This window comes from Enterobacter vonholyi, assembly GCF_008364555.1.
Classification (GTDB): domain Bacteria; phylum Pseudomonadota; class Gammaproteobacteria; order Enterobacterales; family Enterobacteriaceae; genus Enterobacter; species Enterobacter vonholyi.
Genome location: NZ_VTUC01000037.1, coordinates 232,236 through 252,879, shown reverse-complemented (window position 1 = coordinate 252,879; position 20,644 = coordinate 232,236). Strand labels below are relative to the sequence as shown.

The window sequence follows — 20,644 nt, the reverse complement described above, 5'->3', positions numbered from 1 at the left end:
TGATGCTTTCCGCTTATTGTCCGTGTCTCATTCCTAATATTTTTCATTACCACATTAATACTTAATATCCCGCGCTTTTTGCCGTCCGGCCTGTTTCATCTGACGTTTATCCTGGCTGCAGTCGTGATTACTCTGGTTATTGTTCGCCACGCAGGTCTGCTTCACCTGCCGTGACGCGTCGCGGGTTTCCTGCCTGACATCACGCGCCACGCGCCGTTCCTGCGCCTGTTGGGTCGCATCGGCAAAAACCGAGAACATCATCAGAAAAATGAAAGAGAGAACAGGGATGAGAGATAACGATCTGTTCATAGCAACACCTCACAGAAGAGAGCCCAGAACGTCAGGGGGGTTAGCAAAAGAATAGCAGTTTCAACGCGAGCTGAATGGGGAAGGCGTTAATAATACAAGGCCGCATCCGGCGGCCTTGAAACGTTGCGTTATGCCGTCAGGCGGAACTTTTGCACCGAGCGCTGAAGCTCTTCGGTCTGACGCTCCAGCGCCGCCGCCGCCGCGGAAACCTCCTCCACCAGCGAGGCGTTTTGCTGGGTAACGCCGTCCATCTGGGTAATGGCAATTCCGACCTGCGAAATGCCCTTACTCTGCTCCTCAGAGGCCGAGGCAATTTGCTTCATAATGGTCGTCACTTCCGTTACGTCACGCAGAATCGCATCCATGGTGGTGCCGGTGTCGCTCACCAGCTGTGCCCCCTGCTCTACGCGGGAAACGGAGTCGGTAATCAGCCCTTCAATCTCTTTTGCCGCGTTGGCGCTGCGGCTTGCCAGGTTGCGAACTTCACCTGCCACTACCGCGAAACCACGCCCCTGTTCACCCGCGCGCGCCGCTTCAACCGCCGCATTGAGCGCCAGAATATTGGTCTGGAAGGCAATGCTGTTGATAACGTTAGTGATTTCAGCGATTTTCTTCGAGCTTTCCGAAATACCGCTCATGGTGGTCACCACCTCTTCCACCAGCGAGCCGCCGCGGCTGGCGGTAGTTGAGGCCACATCGGCCAGCTGGCTGGCCTGACGCGCGCTTTCCGCATTTAGTTTCACCGTGGCGGTCAGCTGTTCCATGCTGGCTGCCGTCTCTTCCAGCGCAGCCGCCTGCTCTTCGGTACGGGAAGAGAGATCGTTGTTACCGCTGGAGATTTCCGTCGCGCCGCGCCAGATATTTTCACTGCCGGAGCGGATCGTGCTGACCGCTTCGCGCAGGCTGTCCTGCATGGCGCTCAGCAGCGGCACCAGCTGGCCCACGCAGTTGCGGCCGAACGGCTCAATGGGCTGGCTGAGATCGCCCTGGGCAATCTGGCGGAACTGCTGGCGAATGCGATCCAGCGGTTTGACCAGCATCGCCACCAGGTAACGGTCGGTGAAGAGCAGGATCAGCAGGCCGATAATCGTGGCAACGATAATCACCGTGCGGGTCATGCTTGTCAGGCCGTCCACCACCACGCGGGTGCTGTCGAGCGACTTCGCGGCGGCATTATTGAACTCCTCAGCGGCCGCACCAAACGCGCGGCTCAGCGGCGGTGTGACGTTGTTGGCCTGCTGGCGATATCCCTCCAGAGCCCCCTGCTTCGCCTGCTGCATTTGCGGCGTTACGCCCTGTTCAAGCAGCGCCTGCCAGGTGCCAATCACCCTGGAAGAGATCTGCTCATCCATCGGGCCTGGGGAGATCGCCTTCATCTCGGCCAGTTTCTTGCCCATGTTATCCAGCGCCTGTTGGGCAGAGGACAGATCCGGCGTGCCGCCTGCGGCTTTGACTTCCATTGCGCGGCTCAGACGGGTCACAAAGCGGAAATATTGATCGTTACCTTGGCTGAGTACCGTCATCTGTTTAACCAGCTGGCGATCGACTTCGTTGCCATCTGAAACGCGAGAAAGGGACCAGGTGCTGTACAAGCCAACACCCGCCCACATTAAACAAAAGATCCCGAGAATCGTCAGCATGACGAAGCGGATCGTGAAATTACGGAGCATATTCATAAGTCTTCCTTGCCGTGAGGGTGAGTTCGCCCAGAGGCGAGTACTACTCTCGTTATCGGCAGGAAAGAGGGAAATTATAACGTTTTGTGATCATTTTTAATTAGCGTGGCTTCACTGGTCACACAGCAGCTGTTAACCATCAGGCCCGAGCTTAGTGATGTAATTTGTGATGTGGTAAGTTCAGAATGAAAACGTTGTTTCGAAAATTTCATCAATAAGAAAGGAGACATCATGTCCTGGCACCCTTCCCCCGGCCGCTATGAGAATATGCAATACCGTTATTGCGGCAAAAGTGGCCTGCGCCTGCCCGCCCTGTCGCTGGGACTGTGGCATAGCTTCGGCCACGTCCAGCCTCTTGATGCCCAACGCGCGCTGCTGCGAAAAGCCTTCGACCTCGGCATCACTCATTTCGATCTTGCCAATAACTACGGACCACCGCCGGGTAGCGCGGAAGAGAATTTCGGCCGCCTGCTGCGGGAAGATTTTGCCGCATACCGCGACGAACTGGTTATCTCCACCAAGGCGGGTTATGACATGTGGCCTGGGCCGTACGGTTCCGGCGGTTCACGCAAATATCTGCTCGCCAGCCTCGACCAGAGCCTGAAGCGTCTGGGCGTCGAGTACGTCGATATTTTCTACTCCCACCGCGTGGATGAAAACACCCCGATGGAAGAGACGGCATCCGCGCTGGCCCATGCCGTGCAGAGCGGAAAAGCGCTGTATGTGGGGATTTCCTCCTACTCGACAGACCGCACACAAAAAATGGCCGAGCTGCTGCGCGAGTGGAAGATCCCCCTGCTGATCCATCAGCCGTCCTATAACCTGCTTAACCGCTGGGTCGATAAGACCGGCTTGCTGGATGCGCTGGAAGCAAACGGTACGGGCTGTATTGCCTTCACCCCGCTGGCGCAGGGGTTGCTGACAGGGAAATACCTGAACGGTATCCCTGAAGGATCACGCATGCAGCGCGAAGGGAATAAAGTGCGCGGCCTGACGCAAAAGATGCTCACCGACGCCAACCTGAGCAGCCTTCGCCTGCTGAATGAGATGGCGCAGGCGCGCGGACAAACCATGGCGCAGATGGCACTAAGCTGGCTGCTGAAAGATGCGCGCGTGACGTCCGTGCTGATTGGCGCAAGCCGCCCGGAACAGCTGGAAGAGAATGTACAGGCGCTGGAAAACCTGCGCTTTACGGAGGACGAACTCAAGCGGATTGACCAGCATGTTGCGGATGGGGAGTTGAATCTGTGGCAGGCGTCGTCTGATAAATAATGCCGCACCGAGCAGTCCCCTCTCCCCTTTGGGGAGAGGGTTAGGGTGAGGGGTAAGGCGTACTTTACTTCTTACTGATCTTATCCAGATACCCCATCACAAACGCAGACAGCACAAACGTCAGATGGATAATGACGTACCACATCAGTTTGTTATCCGGCACGTTCTTCGCGTCCATAAATACGCGTAGCAGGTGGATAGAAGAGATCGCCACAATCGACGCGGCCACTTTATTCTTCAGCGACGAGGCATCCATTTTGCCCAACCAGCTGAGCTTCTCTTTACGCTCGTCGATATCAAGCTGGGAGACGAAATTCTCGTAGCCGGAGAACATCACCATCACCAGCAGCCCACCCACCAGGGTCATATCCACCAGCGAGAGCAGAACCAGAATCAAATCCGCTTCGGCAATGGAAAAGATATTCGGCAGAACGTGCAGGATTTCCTGAAAGAACTTAATCGTCAGCGCGATAAGTGCCAGCGAAAGGCCAAAATAGACGGGGGCCAGTATCCAGCGAGAGGCGTACATGGCATTTTCAAAAAAGCGTTCCATAGAGTCCTGTTTGCAAAAGAAACCAGCGCCCAGTATATCTCAACGGCGCTGACTGTTTGCAATAACTCAACGGTACGTCACTCAGACGTTGTCTGGATTAACTTCCGGACGTGCGTACTCCGGCCAGACAAGCGCCACCAGTTCAGGATAGGCTTCCAGACTGAACTCGCGAAAACACTGCCGCAAATTCAATACGTCCAGATCGGAATAAGATACCTTTTCTCCGTTAAGACAGCGCTTTTTGATATTGTCATAATATTTATAGACTGCTGAATTCAGATCGCTACAGCGACGCTGCGCCTCAAACAGTCCGGGCGTGTCATTAATTTCCGACATTTTCATGCGCTTAATTGTCGCATGTAAAAAGTCGATATATTCGTGGTTCACCCGCCAGTACCAGACAGGCGTAACGGAGTTCATCAATACAGAGAAATGGTCTTCACCTTCCTCTTTTGTCATCAGTTCAGGTTGTGGGGGCTCACTGGCGTCTTTCGACACTTTCGTTTTATTGAACTCTTGCATCAATAAAAGCACACCAGCGGTCAATAATAGTAATGTGATGACCGTAAAAAAGATGCTGTTCATGGGTAGGCTCCATTTTTTTTGATTTTAAATTTGCCTCATGATATTGTCAACGAATCTCACGCCTTTACCAACCCCACCCTGTTGAAATTAAAGGAAATTAAAAATGCTGCCCGACTATCTCGTCCCGGCTAAGTACCACATTACGCCTGTGGAACAGCAACCGACGGAAGCAGAAAAAGAGGCCAGTTTCACTCAGGGGAAAAGAAAGCTCTCTGATTTCGAGCCCGATATATTAATTGGTGTTTCCCGAACTGGCAAATCGCGAAATATGTTGCTGGAAGAGCACGATCGTCATATAAAAGACCGCTTATTTCGCGCTATAAAAATTGAAGCCTTTGTCCACCTGCTGAATGACCTGCAGGCCGAGGGAGAAATAGATGCCCAGAAACTAAGTCAAATAATAGCCGAGAAAACCGAAGAAATTAATGAAGCGGGCAATGAAATTTGGCTTAATTTAATTACGCGCGAAAAAAACAACCCAATTTTTTATAGCCTGGGGGAAGATTAACGTGAAAGAAGTTAAAAATAACGACGTTTATTTGACTTTAGATGATAAAAAAAGTGATGAATTTATCTTAAAGCAAAATCTCGACGCACTACGAAACACAAAAAATGACGAGATGACGCGCATTACACAAGACCTGGTATCGATCCCGGCGACGCTGGTGCGGCTTAAATGGCAGAATCGCCGTGAAATTTATCCGCTGCAGGTCAAAGAAGAAATTTACGGTGCCGTGATGAATGCCATCATTGAACAGCGGCCAGAGCTGAAAGAGAAGCTTCTGGGGCGCCTCGAGGCCAATTATCAGTATCTGCTCGCCAGAGAAATCGCCACCCTGCGTCTGACGCGCAAGCTGTCAGACGGTGAGTACCGTACCTCAAACGTCACCTGCGTTGCGCTTGATGAGGACGCGCTGGCAAATCCTTCCGCCGCACCAACGAATAACAAAAGCGCATAACCGACAGGCATAAAAAAAGCCGGCTTTCGCCAGCTTCTTTATCACTTCGAGGCCGCCTTTTCTTCGCCGACCAGTCCAATCTTCAGGTAACCCGCCTGATGCAGCGTGTCCATTACCTTCATCATGGTTTCATAATCAACGGTTTTATCCGCACGGAAGAAGACCGTAGTGTCTTTCTTTCCGCCCGTAAGCTGCTCCAGCGCCGGGATGACTGAGTCGTCCGTCACCGGGTCGTTCCCGAGGAACATGGATTTATCCGCTTTCACCGACAGGTAAATAGGCTTCTCCGGGCGCGGCTGGGGCTGGCTGGAAGATGCCGGCAGATTCACCTTCACATCCACCGTCGCCAGCGGTGCAGCTACCATGAAGATAATCAGCAGAACCAGCATGACGTCGATAAACGGCGTCACGTTGATTTCATGCATTTCGCCGTTATCGTCCAGATTTTCGTTTAGACGCATCGCCATACTATTAACCTGCGCGCAGTTTAGACGCCGCATGCACCGGCTTAACCGAGCTGGCATTCAGATCGAGATCGCGACTTTGCAGCAGCAGAACCTGCGCGGCAACGTCTCCAAGAGTCGCTTTATAGCTGCCAATCATACGCGCGAAGATATTATAGATGACCACCGCCGGGATAGCGGCAACCAGACCGATTGCTGTCGCCAGCAGCGCTTCTGCGATACCCGGCGCCACGACCGCCAGGTTGGTAGTTTGGGTCTGCGCGATACCGATAAAGCTATTCATGATGCCCCAGACCGTGCCGAAAAGACCGATGAACGGTGAGATCGCGCCGATGGTAGCCAGATAACCATTGCCGCGCCCCATGTGTCGGCCAACGGCCGCAACGCGGCGCTCCAGGCGGAAACCGGTACGCTCTTTGATGCCTTCGTTATCTTCACTGCCTGCGGAGAGTTCCAGCTCGTTCTGCGCTTCATTCACGAGCAGGGTAGTCAGGCTTTTCGCGTGGAAAGATGAGGTCATATCTGAAGCCTGATCCAGAGAGCGGGCTTCAGCCAGCTGCTGCTGTTCCCGCTTCAGGCGACGCTTCTGCGAAAGCAACTCGGCACTTTTGCTGAAGAAGATAGCCCAGGTGACAACGGACGCCAGAATCAGGCCGATCATCACAATCTTAACCACGATGTCAGCATGCTGATACATGCCCCAAACGGAGAGATCCGTCTGCATCAAATTATTACCCACTCTGTATCTCCAGGACGCAAATCACAAAATCTGAGCGTAATAATATCAAAACGTCGTCGAATTGATAGTAGTTCTCATTAGTATTTGCATGGTGCCGTAATTTTCGCTCACTTTCCTTGCGCTTACGCAGTAAAAATTTCTTATGCGGTTTTTTGCTAATATTTTCTGCTTATTCGATAAGCCTCGGGGTGCAGTTTTTTCCAATCGTGGTAGTCTGGACGTCCAGACGTATAAAAACAGGGTTAGCGAACATGACAAAGAAGCATCTTGATACCACGCTGGTACAGGCAGGACGCAGCAAAAAATATACTCAGGGATCGGTCAACAGCGTGATTCAACGAGCCTCCTCGCTGGTGTTTGACACCGTTGAGGAGAAAAAAAACGCCACGCGTAATCGCGCGAAAGGCGGGCTGTTTTATGGCCGTCGCGGCACGCTAACCCATTTTTCTCTGCAGGAAGCGATGTGCGAGCTGGAAGGCGGCGCGGGCTGTGCGCTCTTCCCGTGCGGGGCGGCGGCGGTCGCCAACACCATTCTGGCGTTTGTGGAACAGGGCGACCATATCCTGATGACCAACACCGCCTATGAACCCAGCCAGGACTTCTGCACCAAAATCCTCAGCAAGCTCGGGGTAACGACCGGCTGGTTCGACCCGCTGATTGGTGAAGGCATTGCCGAACTTATTCAGCCAAACACGCGCATTGTGTTCCTGGAATCTCCGGGGTCGCTCACCATGGAAGTTCACGACGTGCCGGCTATCGTGAAGGCCGTACGCAGCAAAGCGCCAGAGGCGATCGTTATGATCGACAACACCTGGGCGGCAGGCGTGCTGTTCAAAGCGCTGGAATTCGACATTGATATTTCGATTCAGGCGGCAACGAAATACCTGATAGGCCACTCTGACGGCATGATTGGTACTGCGGTCTCCAACGCGCGCTGCTGGGATCAGCTGCGTGAAAATGCGTACCTGATGGGCCAGATGGTAGATGCCGACACGGCCTACATGACCAGCCGCGGTATCCGCACGCTGGGCGTTCGTCTGCGTCAGCACCATGAAAGCAGCCTGAAGGTGGCAGAATGGCTGGCGCAGCATCCGCTGGTTGAGCGCGTAAATCATCCCGCGTTACCAGGCAGTAAAGGCCATGAGTTCTGGCAACGTGACTTTACGGGCAGCAGCGGGTTGTTCTCATTCGTACTGAAAAAGCGGCTGAATAACGACGAGCTGGCGAGCTATCTGGATAATTTTACCCTTTTCAGCATGGCCTACTCCTGGGGCGGTTTTGAATCCCTGATCCTGGCTAACCAGCCGGAACAGATCGCGGCCCTTCGCCCCGGGGGTGAAGTAGACTTCAGCGGTACCCTGATACGACTGCATATCGGTTTAGAAAATGTTGACGATCTGATTGCCGATTTAGCAGCAGGGTTCGAGCGTATCGTGTAGAGTGCTGGCTGAAAATGTACTCTCTGGACGCTTTTGTGGACACCGCAAGCAGAAAAGTCTGCATGAGTTGCGCCCGGGATCAAACCCGACGGGCGAATAAGGGAGTACAATAGCGCTATATCTGCTGTTCCACAGGAAAGTCCATGGCTGTTATTCAAGATATTATCGCGGCGCTCTGGCAACACGACTTTGCCGCGCTGGCGGATCCTCACGTCGTCGGTATCGTTTACCTCGTGATGTTCGCAACTCTGTTTCTGGAAAATGGATTACTGCCAGCCTCGTTTTTACCCGGTGATAGCCTGCTTTTACTTGCCGGGGCGTTAATCGGGAAAGGCGTCATGGACTTCACGCCAACGATGGTTATTCTCACCTCCGCAGCCAGCCTGGGCTGCTGGTTGAGCTATCTTCAGGGCCGCTGGCTCGGGAATACCCGCGTCGTAAAAGGCTGGCTGGCGCAGTTACCGCATAAATATCATCAGCGTGCGACCTGCATGTTCGATCGTCACGGCCTGCTGGCATTGCTGGCGGGGCGTTTCCTGGCGTTTGTTCGCACCCTTCTGCCGACGATGGCGGGCATTTCCGGTCTGTCGAACCGCCGCTTCCAGTTCTTCAACTGGCTGAGCGCCCTACTGTGGGTGGGTGTAGTCACCACGCTCGGCTACGCGCTGAACATGATCCCTTTTGTGAAACACCACGAAGATCAGGTGATGACCTTCCTGATGGTGCTGCCGATGTTCCTGCTGGTGGCGGGTCTGGTGGGAACCATCGCGGTGGTGATTAAGAAGAAGTACTGCAGCGCATAATTCAACAAGCCGGGTGGCGCTGTCGCTTACCCGGCCTGTGTTTCCCCTCAGGCTCCCTGCATCGTTCTGATACGTGACGCATCCTCTCCCGGCGTAACGCCGAAATAGCGCTTAAACTCCCGACTGAACTGCGACGCACTTTCATAGCCCACCCGCATCGCCGCCGCGCTGGCCTTCATGCCGTCGTGGATCATCAACATCCGCGCCTTATGCAGCCGGTAGGTTTTGAGGTACTGCAGCGGAGAGGTGCTGGTCACCGACTTAAAGTTATGGTGAAACGCCGAGACGCTCATGTTTGCTTCCGCCGCCAGCTGGTCGACGCTGAGGTTTTCCGTGTACTGGCTCTCGATACGCTTGAGCACGCGGCTTATCAGGCTGAAGTGGGTCTGTCGGCTCACCAGAGCCAGTAACGCCCCGCCGCCCGGGCCCAGCAGCACGTGGTACAGAATTTCGCGGACGATCTGCTTGCCCAGAATACGCGCGTCCAGCGGCCTCTCCATCACGTCCAGCAGACGCTCAATGGCGCAGAGGATCTCTTCAGACAGCGTCGCCGAGTTAATCCCGCTCGAGGCCATCGAAGGCTGGAAGAGTTCATCTTCGCCAATCTCCATCAGCAGCTCCTGCAGCTGGAGGATGTCGACATTGACGCGGATCCCCGCCAGCGGAACCGCCTCTGTCGCGAAGGTTTCACATTCAAAGGGTAAAGGTACCGTCAGGAGAAGATATTCATTGGTGTCGTAGCGGAACACGCGCTCGTTGATATAGCCAATTTTATGGCCTGAAAAGAGAAAAACGATGCCCGGCTGGTACATGACCGGCGTGCGCGTCCCCGGCTGCGTGCCATAGAGCAGGCGAATATCCGGCAGCAGATCGCTGGCACGATTATCATTATCTATCAATCTCTTAATCTGCACAGTGAGCTGCTGGCAGATAGCCTCACGGTTCATCTTGCGTTACTCCGGGTACGGTTTTTGACGCTAACAGTGTGCGTCGTTTTCCGCGCTTTCTCCAGCGCTCTGTAGAAATGGGCAAGACATCGGCAGGAATGTGCATTGAGGGGATAGCCCCGGACGGCCACAATGTGCAGCATCAGGTCGCCCTCTGCGCACCACGGTTTTTCACCCACTAAAGGGAACGAGCAATGAACAACTTTAATCTTCACACCCCAACCCGCATTCTGTTTGGTAAAGACGCTATCGCTGACCTGCGCGCGCAGATCCCTGCTGACGCCCGCGTACTGATCACCTACGGTGGCGGCAGCGTGAAAAAAACCGGCGTACTGGATCAGGTTTATAGCGCGCTGGACGGTCTGGACGTGCGTGAGTTCGGTGGTATCGAACCAAACCCGTCTTACGAAACGCTGATGAACGCGGTGAAAATTGCCCGCGAAGAAAACGTCACCTTCCTGCTGGCCGTCGGCGGCGGCTCCGTACTGGACGGCACCAAATTCATCGCTGCGGCAGCGCACTACGCTGACGGCATCGATCCGTGGCACATTCTGGAAACCCGCGGCAGCGACATTAAAAGCGCCATCCCGATGGGCTCCGTGCTGACCCTGCCAGCCACCGGTTCTGAATCCAACAAGGGCGCGGTGATCTCCCGTAAAACCACCGGTGACAAGCAGGCCTTCATGAACGAACACGTCCAGCCTGTGTTCGCTATCCTGGACCCGGTTTACACCTACACCCTGCCTGCGCGTCAGGTGGCGAACGGCGTGGTCGATGCCTTTGTTCATACCGTTGAGCAGTACGTCACGTACCCGGTGAATGCTAAAATTCAGGATCGCTTCGCGGAAGGCATTCTGCTGACGCTGATTGAAGAAGGTCCGAAAGCGCTGAAAGAGCCTGAAAACTACGACGTTCGTGCCAACGTGATGTGGGCCGCCACACAGGCGCTGAATGGCCTGATCGGCGCTGGCGTGCCGCAGGACTGGGCGACCCACATGCTGGGCCACGAGCTGACGGCGATGCACGGTCTGGATCATGCTCAGACGCTGGCCGTTGTGCTGCCTGCCCTGTGGAATGAAAAACGTGATACCAAACGCGCCAAACTGCTGCAGTACGCTGAGCGCGTGTGGGACATCACCGAGGGTTCTGACGACGCGCGCATTGATGCCGCCATCGAAGCGACCCGCAGCTTCTTTGAAGGTCTGGGCGTGCCAACGCGTCTGTCCGGCTACGGGCTGGACGGCAGCTCCATCCCTGCCCTGCTGGCGAAACTCGAAGAGCACGGCATGACCCATCTGGGCGAGCACGGCGACATCACGCTGGACGTCAGCCGTCGTATTTACGAGGCGGCACGCTAAGCGTTTTTGTCCCCCCGACTTTCGTTTTTTGACATTTCGTCCAGACTTAATGCACACCCCATCGCCGGAGTCTCCCTCCGACGATGCGCACCTGAAGGAGGAAAAATGGCAAACCAAACCGTAATCAAGCTGCAGGACGGCAACGTGATGCCCCAGCTGGGGCTAGGTGTATGGAAAGCCGGTAACGACGAGGTCGTCTCCGCCATTCATAAAGCCCTGGAAGTCGGCTATCGGTCGATTGACACCGCCGCCGCGTACAAAAACGAGGACGGCGTGGGGACCGCACTGGCCAGCGCCGGTGTCCCCCGCGATGAGTTATTCATCACCACGAAACTGTGGAATGACGATCAAAAACGTCCCCGCGAGGCCCTGCAGGAGAGCCTGGAGAAGCTCCAGCTCGACTTCGTCGACCTTTATCTGATGCACTGGCCGGTTCCGGCTATCGACCATTATGTTGATGCCTGGAAAGGGATGATTGAACTGCAGAAAGAGGGGCTGGTGAAAAGTATCGGCGTCTGCAACTTCCAGGTTCATCACCTGCAGCGGCTGATTGACGAGACGGGCGTCGCGCCTGTCATTAACCAGATCGAACTGCACCCGCTGCTGCAGCAGCGTCAGCTTCACGCTTGGAACGCCACGCATAAAATCCAGACCGAGTCATGGAGCCCGCTGGCACAGGGTAGCGAAGGCGTGTTCGACCAGAAAATTATCCGCGACCTGGCGGATAAATACGGCAAAACCCCGGCGCAGATCGTCATTCGCTGGCATCTGGACAACGGCCTGGTGGTGATCCCGAAATCGGTCACGCCATCGCGCATCGCCGAGAACTTCGACGTCTGGGATTTCCGTCTCGACAAAGATGAGCTGGGGGAAATTGCGAAGCTGGATAAGGGCAAGCGGCTTGGGCCGGACCCGGATCAGTTTGGCGGGTAATTGCGTAAAAAAGCCGGGTGGCGGCTTCGCCTTACCCGGCCTGCGTGTCGACATAAAAACCCCGGCTTGCCGGGGTTTATTATTTACGCTTTGCGCTTCACGGGCTTCTTCACACTCGAATTACCATTCGAACGCTGATGCACAATCGGCGTGTGCTTGGTCAGCGCCGGGCGAGTATTGCGGTTCTGGCGACGAGCTTCGCGCATCTCATCCAGCGTCGGGGCCGGTACCAGACAGTCGCGGCGCGAGCCGATCAGGTGTTTTTTACCCATCTCTTCCAGCGCCTGGCGGATCAGCGGCCAGTTTTTCGGATCGTGGTAACGCAGCAGTGCCTTGTGCAGACGACGCTGTTTATCCCCTTTAGGCACCACCACCTCTTCACTCTTGTAGCCAATCTTACTCAGCGGATTCTTGCCGGTGTAATACATGGTCGTCGAGTTGGCGAGCGGTGACGGATAGAAGTTCTGCACCTGATCCAGGCGGAAGCGGCGCTGCTTCAGCCACAGCGCCAGGTTCACCATGTCCTCATCACGCGTGCCTGGGTGCGCAGAGATGAAGTACGGGATCAGATACTGCTCTTTGCCCGCCTGCTTCGAGTAGGTGTCGAACAGCTCTTTAAAGCGATCGTAGCTACCCATGCCCGGCTTCATCATCTTCGACAGCGGGCCTTCTTCGGTGTGCTCCGGCGCAATCTTCAGATAGCCACCGACGTGGTGCGTCGCCAGCTCTTTGATGTAGCGCGGATCTTCCACGGCGATGTCGTAACGTACCCCGGAGGCTATCAGGATCTTCTTGATGCCTTTCAGGTCACGCGCGCGGCGGTAGAGGTTGATCGTCGGCTCATGGTTAGTGTCCATGTGCTCGCAAATGCTTGGATAGACGCAGGAGAGGCGACGACAGGTTTGCTCTGCGCGCGGCGACTTGCAGCGCAGCATGTACATGTTCGCGGTTGGACCGCCGAGGTCGGAAATCACGCCGGTAAATCCAGGTACCGAGTCGCGAATCGCTTCGATCTCATTGATGATCGAATCTTCAGAGCGGCTCTGAATAATGCGCCCTTCGTGCTCGGTAATCGAGCAGAAAGAACAGCCGCCGAAGCAGCCGCGCATGATGTTGATCGAGAAGCGAATCATCTCATACGCCGGGATACGGGCGTTGCCGTAAGCAGGGTGCGGCACGCGCTTGTACGGCAGCGCAAAGACGCTGTCCATCTCTTCGGTGGAAAGCGGGATCGCCGGCGGGTTGATCCAGATAAAGCGCTCGCCGTGCTTCTGCATCAACGCGCGGGCGCAGCCAGGGTTGGTCTCATGGTGCAAAATACGGGACGCGTGCGCGTAGAGCACCTTGTCGGCTTTCACCTTCTCATAGGAGGGCAGCAGCACGTAGGTCTTTTCCCACGGCTTCGGGCGCGGAGGCTGCACGACGATAGCCTTCGCTTCCGCTTTTTTCGGCTCAACCGGCTTGTTATCGGCACACGGCAGATCGTCGCCGTACGGATGTGGGATCGGGTCGATTTTACCCGGCATATCAATGATGCGGGAATCCACTCCGCGCCAGCCCGGCAGCGCCTCTTTCACCATGATGGCGGTATTGCGCACGTCGCGGATGCTGCTCACCGGCTCGCCCTGCGACAGACGGTGCGCCACTTCCACCAGCGGACGCTCGCCGTTTCCGTAAATCAGCATGTCGGCTTTGGAATCCACCAGCACCGAGCGGCGCACGGTATCAGACCAGTAATCGTAGTGCGCGGTACGGCGCAGGCTCGCCTCGATGCCGCCCAGGATCACCGGCACGTCTTTCCAGGCTTCTTTGCAGCGCTGGGTATAGACGAGGGTTGCGCGGTCCGGGCGTTTACCCGCCACGTTATCCGGCGTGTAGGCGTCGTCATGACGAAGCTTACGGTCGGCGGTATAGCGGTTGATCATCGAGTCCATGTTGCCTGCAGTCACGCCGAAGAACAGGTTCGGTTTACCCAGACGCATAAAGTCGTCTTTGCTGTTCCAGTCAGGCTGGGAGATGATCCCCACGCGGAAGCCCTGCGCCTCAAGCATACGTCCACAGATGGCCATGCCGAAGCTCGGGTGGTCAACGTAGGCATCGCCCGTGACCAGAATGATGTCGCAGCTGTCCCAGCCCAGTTGGTCCATCTCTTCCCGGGACATCGGCAGGAATGGCGCCGGTCCAAAGCAGGCCGCCCAGTACTGGGGCCAGGAGAAGAGGTCACGATCCGGCTGGATCAGGGAAATTGCGCTCATAATGCTTCCGAAGAAAAAATAAACAAAAGGAGCGGGATTATACGCTGTTCATCCGCCGGATTTGAAGAAAAGGATGCAGGAAGCAGGCAGATATTCACGGAACTCGTTAAAATACAGCACCCTGATAATTTTGGATCATAATATTCACTATATTTTCCGGTGATTTGCCCCGGTAATGCGTATTTGTGCGGAGCTCAGTTGTGAAGCCCAACGATTCGTTACATGTCTCCCAACTGCGGGTGGTCCTTCACCTCTGCGGTTTTCTGGTTCTGCTGTACAGCCTTTCTATGCTGCCGCCGATGGTTATCGCCCTGCTGAATAAAGAGCGGACCTACTTTGCCTTTCTGACCACCTTTTTAACCTTTTTTACTCTCGGAGGGCTAACCTGGCGGGCAACCCGTCACGCGGGCATACAGCTGCGCACCCGCGACGGTTTCGTGATCATCGTGCTGTTCTGGCTGCTGTTTTCATTGATTAGCGCCATGCCGCTCTGGATGGATGACGGGCTACAGCTCTCTTTTGCCGACTCGCTCTTTGAAGGGGTTTCCGGGATCACCACCACCGGGGCAACGGTGATCGGGGACGTCAGCGCCCTGCCTAAATCGTACCTTTATTACCGCGCTCAGCTGAATTTCATTGGCGGGTTAGGCGTCATCGTGCTGGCCGTCGCGGTCCTGCCGCTGCTGGGCATCGGTGGCATGAAGCTCTATCAGTCAGAGATGCCGGGACCGTTCAAGGAGGAGCGCCTGACGCCCCGCCTTGCCGATACCGCGCGCACGCTGTGGGTGACCTACTTCGCGCTGGGGGTGGCCTGCACCCTGGCCTACTGGCTGGCGGGAATGTCTTTTTTTGACGCCCTCTGTCACGGGCTGTCGACCGTGTCACTGGGCGGTTTCTCCACCCGCAGCGAGAGCATTGGGTTTTATGACAGCCACGCGATTGAGCTGGTCGCCGGGGCGTTTTCACTGCTCTCCGCGTTTAACTTCACCCTCTGGTACGTCGCCATTGTCAGACGCACCCTGAAACCGATTCGCCGCAGCCCGGAGGTTAAATTCTTTCTGAGCGCCGCCGCGGTGATTATCGTCATCACCGCCTGGCAGGTCTGGCATGCCGGGATGTACAACGCCACTGATAGCCTGGTGCATGCCTTCTTCCTTGCCAGTTCGATGATGACCGATAACGGCCTTTCGACAGCCGACTATGCCCAGTGGCCAGCACATACCATCTTCCTGCTGTTGAGCGCCAGCTTTTTTGGCGGCTGCGTAGGCTCGACCTGCGGCGGGATCAAAGCGCTGCGTTTTCTCATTATGTTCAAGCAGAGTATTCAGGAGATGAACCAGCTGGCGCATCCGAGAGCGCTGCTGAGCATTAAGGTGGGCAAAAGCGTGGTGAATGAACGCGTCCTGCGCTCAGTCTGGAGCTTCTTTTTTCTCTACGTGATGATTACGGGCTTTTTTGTCTGGTCGCTCAATCTGATGGGCTACGACCTGTTTACGTCATTCGCAACGGTTGCCGCCTGCATCAACAACATGGGGCTGGGGTTTGGCGAGACGGCGTCGACGTTCGGCACGTTAACAGAGGGGGCAAAACTGCTGATGTGCGCGGCGATGATCTTAGGGCGTCTGGAAATTTATCCGGTGCTGATACTGTTCTCGCGCTTTTTCTGGCGGGCATAAAACATTCCCGGCGAACCGGGAATGTCAGGATTATGGGGCCGGATTGATCAGCATCTGCCCTACGGAGCCCCTGTCCATCATCTCCAGCGTCTGGCTGTGGAACAGGAACGGGAAATGCGGCCACGAAGGCTGACCGTAGTAGACAAGCAGCTCAACCTGGCCGTCCACCCAGACGGTATCTTTCCAGCCGCGGTCTTCCGGGAACGGCATGGCACCGTTGACGTTGCGGATCAGGAATGCCACCCCTTCAATATGGAACGACTGCGGCATATCTGAACGCACCGTCCAGCGCTCCCAGGTACCCTGCTGCGCGGTAATGTCAATGCGGTTGACGTCCCACAGCGCGCCGTTGATGCCCGGGTCGTCGCCGAGGCTGATATCACGGCTGCGCACCGGCGAGCCGCTCATGATCTCCTGCGGCAGCAGGCGCATGGGCAGGCTATCGGTCACCAGCGGCAGCAGACCGGTTGGACGCAGGGTCAGCACCAGGGTCGAGACCAGAATGCTCGACGGTTCAAAGAACCCGCGAATACGGTCGACAATGCTGGCCGCTTCACCGCAGGTGACAGACACTTCATCCCCATTGGTCATATCAATGAGAACTTCGCGACGTTCGCCCGGCGAGAGCGCAAGCTGTTTGACGGACACCGGCGCCGGTAAAAAGCCCTGATCGCCGGAGATCACGTGCAGCGGACGACCATCGCTCATTTGCAGCTGATAGCGGCGCGAGTTAGACGCGTTGAGCAGGCGCAGGCGCACCCAGCCGCGAGAAACTTCGACATACGGGCTTTGCGCGCCGTTGACCAGCAGCGTATCACCGACGAAGCCACCGCTGCCCGGCTCGCTGTATTCAGGCGTGCCGAAGTTATCCAGACGTTTGTCCTGGATGATAATCGGGAAGTCATCCACGCCGTAGTGATTCGGGATCGGCAGAGATTTGCTGACTTCATCTTCCACAAGCAACATGCCGGCCAGGCCGTTATAGACCTGCTGCGCCGTGCGGTTAGGCGTGTTGGCGTGATACCACAGGGTTGCCGCGCTCTGGCGAATCGGCAGAACGGGCGCCCAGTCGGCGCTGGGTGACATCATTCGCGCCGCGCCGCCAATCAGCGGGCCAGGCACCTGCAGACCGCTGATGGTCATAGCGACATTTTCAGGGGTGCGGTTACTGTAGATGAGCTTTACGTCATCGCCATTCCACACGCGTATGGTCGGCCCGAGGTAACGTCCGTTAATGCCCCAGACGGGCGCACGCGTCCCCTGGGTAAAGGACCAGTGGCTACGCTGCAGCGTCAGGAAAAGCGGCTGACCGCGACGGGATTCAATTAATGGCGGTATAGGCAGCGGCTGTTGCTGCCCGGCGGCGCTGGCTGTCAGCGGCATCGCACCCGCACAAAGGGCGATCCCCGAAGCCTGAATAAACTGACGCCGACTGAGTGACATATAAGCTCCATCTGAAACGACTAACAACGCGGGAATTCGTTTTCCCTTCAACGCCGGGTTAAATCTTACCGGCGGCTTCTCTCTCTGCGACTTCTTTGTCGAGCTGCGCAATATGCTGAGCCATTAGCTCACGGCAGTGTGCTGCCAATTCGCGCACCTGATCTTTACCGTATTTGCTGGTATCGACAGGTGGCAGCATTTCGACAATCACCAGCCCATTATTCAGGCGGTTAAGATTAATCTTATTCGAAGTATTGGAAACGCACACGGGAATAATTGGAACACCTGCCGCAATTGCAGCATGAAACGCACCGGTTTTAAACGGCAGCAGGCCGCGACCACGGCTGCGCGTTCCTTCCGGGAACATCCAGATTGAGATTTTGCGCTTTTTAAAATGATTCACTACTTCCGCAATGGTGCTGTGCGCTTTTGCACGGTTATTACGGTCAATCAGCAGGTTACCGGTAAGCCAGTACAGCTGACCAAAAAACGGGATCCACAGCAGGCTTTTTTTGCCCACCGTCACGGTCGGTGGAAGCACGATATTAGAGGCCGTCACCATATCGTAGTTGTTCTGATGGTTGGCAATATAGATGGCGTTACCGAAATTCTCCGCCCCTTCCGGCAGACGTTTTTCAACCTTCAGGCCAAACAGCGGAGCAAGGCGCCCGAACATATGGCCAAAGGTGGCGACATGCTTCGGATTACGCGGGCTGAACAGGCAATAAATAGAGCCGAAAATACAGACCAGAATACAGTAGATGACGGTAAGAATAAGACGAACAATATATAGCATAGCGACCTCTGAAGCCCCAACAGCTGACAATTATACTTCACCTGTGGCCAGGTAAGGACTTTATTACGAGCGCGTATTGTTAATCGCAACGCACGAATTAACAACGATTTTACGGGAAATTTTATTGAAATTCCCCCTCCGGACAGAGGGGGGATATCACGACATTACTCTTCGCTGTCGCCCGCAGCGCTGCGTGCAGGAGAGTCAATCTCCACGCGATCGATACGCTGCAGACCGCGCATCAGCGAGCCGCGGCGACCGCGCTCACCCACCACCTTCTGCAGCTCTTCCGGACGAAGCTTGATTTTGCGCTTGCCGACGTGAATGGTCAGCGTGCTCTGCGGCGGCAGAAGGAAGAGGTGCGCCAGGCCATCTTCGCCTTTCGCGGCCTCCGCCGACGGGATGTTGATGATCTTGTTGCCCTTGCCTTTTGACAGCTCCGGCAGATCGCTGACCGGGAACATCAGCATACGTCCGGCGGTAGTGATCGCCAGCAGCATGTCGCTTTCGTTCTCAATCACCAGCGGTGCCATCACGTGAGCGTTGTCCGGCAGGCTAATCAGCGCCTTACCGGCACGATTGCGGGAGACCAGATCGTTGAAGGTACAGATAAAGCCGTAGCCCGCATCGGACGCCAGCAGCAGCTTCTGGTCATCGGCTTCCATCAGCATATGGTCAACCGTCGCGCCCGGCGGCAGCGTCAGCTTGCCGGTTAGCGGCTCGCCCTGCCCGCGCGCGGAAGGCAGCGTGATCGGGTCAATGGCGTAGCTGCGACCGGTGGAGTCGATAAACGCCACCGGCTGGTTGCTCTTGCCTTTGACCGCCGCTTTGAAGCTGTCGCCCGCTTTATAGCTGAGCCCCGGCGCGTCGATATCGTGGCCTTTGGCGCTGCGTACCCAGCCGCTCTGCGACAGGACAATGGTCACAGGCTCGGACGGCTGCATGTCGTGCTCGTTCATCGCCTTCGCTTCTTCGCGCTCGTGCAGCGGAGAACGACGGTCGTCACCGAAGGCATCGGCATCGGCCTGCAGCTCTTTTTTCAGCAGGTTATTCATCTTGCGTTCGGACGCGAGGATCGCCTGCAGCTGATCGCGCTCTTTTTCCAGCTCGTTCTGCTCGCCGCGGATCTTCATCTCTTCCAGTTTGGCGAGATGGCGCAGCTTCAGCTCGAGGATCGCTTCGGCCTGGGTTTCGCTGATGCCAAAGCGCGACATCAGGGCGGGCTTCGGCTCGTCCTCGGTGCGGATGATCTCAATCACCTCGTCGATATTGAGGAACGCCACCAGCAAACCTTCAAGGATATGCAGGCGCTTAAGCACTTTCTCCAGACGATGGTTCAGACGACGGCGTACCGTATCGCGGCGGAACGTCAGCCATTCGGTGAGGATCTCCAGCAGGTTTTTCACCGCCGGGCGTCCGTCGAGGCCGATCATGTTCAGGTTGATGCGGTAGCTTTTTTCCAGATCGGTGGTGGCAAACAGGTGGTTCATCACCTGCTCCATGTCCACGCGGTTGGAGCGCGGCACGATCACCAGACGGGTCGGGTTCTCGTGGTCCGATTCATCGCGCAGGTCGTCGACCATCGGCAGCTTTTTATTGCGCATCTGGGAGGCGATCTGCTCCAGCACTTTGGCGCCGGAAACCTGATGCGGCAGCGCGGTGATCACCACGGCGCCGTCCTCTTTATTCCACACCGCGCGCATGCGCACAGAGCCGCGCCCGTTCTGGTAGATTTTGCGGATTTCCGCGCGCGAGGTGATGATTTCGGCTTCGGTTGGGAAATCTGGCCCCTGCACGATATCCAGCAGATCGTCGAGCGAGGCTTTCGGCTGCTCGATCAGGGTGATGGCGGCTTTCGCCACTTCACGCAGGTTGTGCGGCGGAATATCCGTCGCCATACCGACCGCAATACCGGTGGTACCGTTCAGCAGGATGTTCGGCAGACGCGCAGGCAGCATCTTTGGCTCCTGCATCGTACCGTCGAAATTTGGCACCCAGTCGACGGTTCCTTGACCCAGCTCGCCCAGCAGCACTTCGGCATATTTAGAGAGACGGGATTCGGTATAACGCATTGCCGCGAAGGATTTCGGATCGTCCGGCGCCCCCCAGTTCCCCTGACCATCCACCAGCGGGTAGCGGTAAGAGAACGGCTGAGCCATCAGCACCATCGCTTCATAGCAGGCGCTGTCGCCGTGCGGATGGTATTTACCCAGCACGTCACCGACGGTACGGGCGGATTTCTTGAACTTGGCGGTGGCGTTCAGCCCCAGTTCGGACATCGCATACACGATGCGGCGCTGAACGGGCTTCAGGCCATCCCCGATAAACGGCAACGCCCTGTCCATGATGACGTACATGGAATAGTTCAGGTAGGCGTTTTCCGTGAATTCATGTAGCGCGAGGCGCTCTGCCATATCGCTCATTACGTGTGATTCCT

At 56.1% G+C, this 20,644-nt stretch carries 19 protein-coding genes; 8 read left to right on the top strand and 11 right to left on the bottom strand.

Features of this window, described 5'->3' with window-relative positions; all coding sequences use genetic code 11:
• Positions 1–54: 54 nt before the first annotated feature.
• A complete protein-coding gene (locus F0319_RS20090; protein ID WP_149367630.1) occupies positions 55–309 on the bottom strand; it encodes a hypothetical protein in 255 nt (84 codons plus the stop codon).
• A 128-nt stretch (positions 310–437) separates the two neighbouring features.
• Complete coding sequence (locus tag F0319_RS20085; protein WP_045403971.1) at positions 438–1,985, bottom strand: methyl-accepting chemotaxis protein; 1,548 nt, start codon at positions 1,983–1,985, stop codon at positions 438–440.
• 231 nt (positions 1,986–2,216) lie between these two features.
• Here F0319_RS20085 and F0319_RS20080 point away from each other — a divergent pair, with 231 nt between their 5' ends.
• Positions 2,217–3,257 carry an aldo/keto reductase gene (locus tag F0319_RS20080; protein WP_149367629.1) on the top strand — a complete coding sequence of 347 codons (1,041 nt, stop codon included), beginning with the start codon at positions 2,217–2,219 and terminating at the stop codon, positions 3,255–3,257.
• A 64-nt stretch (positions 3,258–3,321) separates the two neighbouring features.
• On the opposite strand, the gene F0319_RS20075 is transcribed toward F0319_RS20080, so the two are convergent.
• Together F0319_RS20075 and F0319_RS20070 are read right to left on the bottom strand one after the other, a co-directional pair.
• Entirely contained in the window at positions 3,322–3,810 is a 489-nt protein-coding gene (locus tag F0319_RS20075) for a TIGR00645 family protein (protein ID WP_008499805.1), read from the bottom strand.
• A gap of 81 nt (positions 3,811–3,891) precedes the next feature.
• Complete coding sequence (locus F0319_RS20070) at positions 3,892–4,395, bottom strand: ESA_00282 family adhesion-associated protein (RefSeq protein ID WP_111963268.1); 504 nt, start codon at positions 4,393–4,395, stop codon at positions 3,892–3,894.
• 103 nt (positions 4,396–4,498) lie between these two features.
• Between F0319_RS20070 and F0319_RS20065 the strand changes: the two genes are divergently transcribed.
• Both F0319_RS20065 and F0319_RS20060 read left to right on the top strand, forming a co-directional pair.
• Positions 4,499–4,903 carry a hypothetical protein gene (locus F0319_RS20065; RefSeq protein WP_032659974.1) on the top strand — a complete coding sequence of 135 codons (405 nt, stop codon included), beginning with the start codon at positions 4,499–4,501 and terminating at the stop codon, positions 4,901–4,903.
• Position 4,904: 1 nt separating this feature from the next.
• A complete protein-coding gene (locus tag F0319_RS20060; RefSeq protein WP_143345546.1) occupies positions 4,905–5,354 on the top strand; it encodes a cytoplasmic protein in 450 nt (149 codons plus the stop codon).
• Between the two features lie 41 nt (positions 5,355–5,395).
• On the opposite strand, the gene exbD is transcribed toward F0319_RS20060, so the two are convergent.
• Both exbD and exbB read right to left on the bottom strand, forming a co-directional pair.
• The gene (gene exbD / locus F0319_RS20055) at positions 5,396–5,821 is read right to left on the bottom strand and encodes a TonB system transport protein ExbD (protein WP_149367628.1); all 426 of its coding nucleotides are present in this window, start codon (positions 5,819–5,821) and stop codon (positions 5,396–5,398) included.
• 4 nt (positions 5,822–5,825) lie between these two features.
• Positions 5,826–6,557, bottom strand: coding sequence for a tol-pal system-associated acyl-CoA thioesterase (gene exbB / locus F0319_RS20050; protein ID WP_023333405.1), 732 nt, complete (start codon positions 6,555–6,557; stop codon positions 5,826–5,828).
• 251 nt (positions 6,558–6,808) lie between these two features.
• Between exbB and metC the strand changes: the two genes are divergently transcribed.
• Positions 6,809–7,996: a cystathionine beta-lyase gene (gene metC, locus F0319_RS20045; RefSeq protein WP_111963270.1), complete on the top strand. Its 1,188-nt coding sequence runs from the start codon at positions 6,809–6,811 to the stop codon at positions 7,994–7,996.
• Positions 7,997–8,139: 143 nt separating this feature from the next.
• A complete protein-coding gene (gene yghB / locus F0319_RS20040) occupies positions 8,140–8,799 on the top strand; it encodes a DedA family general envelope maintenance protein YghB (protein ID WP_023309176.1) in 660 nt (219 codons plus the stop codon).
• Positions 8,800–8,846: 47 nt separating this feature from the next.
• Here yghB and F0319_RS20035 read toward each other — a convergent pair whose 3' ends face one another.
• Positions 8,847–9,746 carry an AraC family transcriptional regulator gene (locus F0319_RS20035; protein ID WP_111963271.1) on the bottom strand — a complete coding sequence of 300 codons (900 nt, stop codon included), beginning with the start codon at positions 9,744–9,746 and terminating at the stop codon, positions 8,847–8,849.
• Between the two features lie 194 nt (positions 9,747–9,940).
• Here F0319_RS20035 and yqhD point away from each other — a divergent pair, with 194 nt between their 5' ends.
• Entirely contained in the window at positions 9,941–11,104 is a 1,164-nt protein-coding gene (yqhD, locus tag F0319_RS20030) for an alcohol dehydrogenase (RefSeq protein ID WP_149367627.1), read from the top strand.
• 105 nt (positions 11,105–11,209) lie between these two features.
• On the top strand, positions 11,210–12,037 hold the full coding sequence (gene dkgA / locus F0319_RS20025; protein ID WP_149367626.1) for a 2,5-didehydrogluconate reductase DkgA: 828 nt from the start codon (positions 11,210–11,212) through the stop codon (positions 12,035–12,037).
• A gap of 83 nt (positions 12,038–12,120) precedes the next feature.
• Here the strand turns inward: dkgA and F0319_RS20020 are convergent, their stop codons facing one another.
• Positions 12,121–14,292, bottom strand: coding sequence for a YgiQ family radical SAM protein (locus F0319_RS20020; RefSeq protein ID WP_111963274.1), 2,172 nt, complete (start codon positions 14,290–14,292; stop codon positions 12,121–12,123).
• A 200-nt stretch (positions 14,293–14,492) separates the two neighbouring features.
• Here F0319_RS20020 and F0319_RS20015 point away from each other — a divergent pair, with 200 nt between their 5' ends.
• Positions 14,493–15,968 (top strand): TrkH family potassium uptake protein, encoded by a 1,476-nt coding sequence (locus F0319_RS20015; RefSeq protein ID WP_111963275.1) that lies wholly within the window; start codon positions 14,493–14,495, stop codon positions 15,966–15,968.
• Positions 15,969–15,998: 30 nt separating this feature from the next.
• On the opposite strand, the gene ftsP is transcribed toward F0319_RS20015, so the two are convergent.
• The 3 genes from ftsP to parC form a co-directional block, all read right to left on the bottom strand.
• Positions 15,999–17,411 (bottom strand): cell division protein FtsP, encoded by a 1,413-nt coding sequence (gene ftsP / locus F0319_RS20010; RefSeq protein ID WP_133295144.1) that lies wholly within the window; start codon positions 17,409–17,411, stop codon positions 15,999–16,001.
• Between the two features lie 58 nt (positions 17,412–17,469).
• A complete protein-coding gene (gene plsC, locus F0319_RS20005) occupies positions 17,470–18,207 on the bottom strand; it encodes a 1-acylglycerol-3-phosphate O-acyltransferase (RefSeq protein ID WP_045404006.1) in 738 nt (245 codons plus the stop codon).
• Positions 18,208–18,371: 164 nt separating this feature from the next.
• Positions 18,372–20,630, bottom strand: a complete 2,259-nt coding sequence (parC, locus tag F0319_RS20000) for a DNA topoisomerase IV subunit A (protein ID WP_111963276.1) — start codon at positions 20,628–20,630, stop codon at positions 18,372–18,374.
• Positions 20,631–20,644: the final 14 nt, after the last annotated feature.